Genomic DNA, 1,839 nt, shown 5'->3' on the forward strand with positions numbered 1-1,839 from the left:
CTCCCTCAATATACAAAGCGAAATCTCTCGATTTCTCCTGTTTTCATAGAATTACTTAGTCGTTTAATATCGTTTGGTTATCTTCCTGATGGTTGAAACTATCTCATAAGGGGAATTTTGGACATTTGAAGAAAAAAGACTCATAACCCACTAGCCAATCCTATACAAAAATTGGATAATGATTGTTTTATGATCGCACTATTGGATGTCCACATGTCTCATGGAGGTCAACCCTCCCATGTCTCACAGAGTCTTCGCTCTCAAATTCCTTCGTCCAACCTTTCCATGAGGTGGATGTCAGTTATGCTGCCCCACAGGGTCCATGCCCGAAGTTTAGTTGCGTGACTGACTAATCCGTGCTTCAATTGTCCAATAACCGTTGATATCATAACGTTTCCTCAATCCGTCCTAAACAAGGGTTATGCGACTGCTTCAGTTTTATGATAGCTTGCCATATGAGGGATATCCCTTAACATCTTTTCTTCCTGAAATTCAAATGGCTTTTTGCCGATGGCAAATAAGATCCGAATAAGTTTATTACACAAAGCAATGATGGACTGCATCTTTTTCAAAGGATTGTCAGGTCGCTGCGTATAATAAGCATGAAGTGCCTTGAAGGCTGAATTCTTCGCAACTAGGATCATACAAACCCTAAACAATAAAGCACGCAGTTTCTTTCTTCCTCGTTTTGTAATCCTCGTTTGGCCCTTGTGTTTACCAGATGTATTTTCTTTTAAACTCAGTCCAGCGAGTTTCATGATTTGCCTAGGATGGGAGTACTCATTTAGATCCCCGACTTCCGCAAAGAAGCCTGCGACAGTATCTCTTCCAATCCCTTTAATAGCCATCATTTGTGATACACCTGGTATTTGGTCAATTAGACCATCCATTCTAGCATCTAATTCTTCGAATTTAGATTGAAGGAATTCATATTTCTCAATCAATGTTTCCAGTTCTAATTTCGACATATCTACACCTTGACGAATGCCAATAGAGGTTTTGGCTGCTTGTTTGATAGCTTGTATCTTTTTCAGACCAACACTACGTGTAACAGCCTTTCTTAAATACGTTAACAATTCTTGATCGGAGAACTCTGCGAGTTCATGCGGTAATACATTCAATTTCAGTAATTGTAAGGCTGCCTTACCTTCCCAGTTCTTGAATACCGTCAGGAATTCAGGGAAATAACGATCAATCCAGTTGTGAATCTGCCCTTGCACAATCTGTTGGTCAACGATTAAGAGATCACGTAATTTCTTAGCCACCCGAAGTTCGGCATAAACTCCTTGTGGAATAGTAGGTTCGGCATATCTTCCGTCCTTGACCAATTGTGCAATGACTCTCGCATCTTTCACGTCATTCTTTGTTGGTGAGTTATCATCTAGTTCTTTACTTTTTTTGACGTGTAATGGATTAACTGCCACAAACTTAATGCCTTTTTCCTTCAGAATATGAGCTAAGTTAAACCAATAATGCCCTGTCGGTTCCATCCCGACAATAACGTGAAGCATCTCATGTTTTTGTTTAAGTTGAAAAATCCAATCAAGAAAATGAGTAAATCCCTCATTTGTATTTTCAAAATAACAAGGTGATCCAAACTCAATGCCTCTAAAATCCTGCGCTCTGGCAACATGTTTGAATTTTGCGATATCTACACCGACAATAAGTGTTTCAGGCGTAATTTGAGCAATCTTCTTATTTTGGTTATAATTCATGATGGACCTCCTGATTTAAATGATTTGTCCCTTTAGCTGGCCAGCCATTTAGGACACTTTCATCATATCAAGAGGTCTTTTTACGCTCAAATCTCATTTTCATTCATTACAGGAATGCTGCCCC

1 protein-coding gene is annotated in these 1,839 nt (G+C 39.3%); it reads right to left on the reverse strand.

Features of this window, described 5'->3' with window-relative positions; genetic code table 11:
• Positions 1-419 precede the first annotated feature (419 nt).
• Positions 420-1,715 carry an IS110 family RNA-guided transposase gene (locus CYL18_RS18900; protein ID WP_104851012.1) on the reverse strand — a complete coding sequence of 432 codons (1,296 nt, stop codon included), beginning with the start codon at positions 1,713-1,715 and terminating at the stop codon, positions 420-422.
• Positions 1,716-1,839: the final 124 nt, after the last annotated feature.

The organism is Pradoshia eiseniae (assembly GCF_002946355.1).
In the GTDB taxonomy this organism is placed as follows: domain Bacteria; phylum Bacillota; class Bacilli; order Bacillales; family Pradoshiaceae; genus Pradoshia; species Pradoshia eiseniae.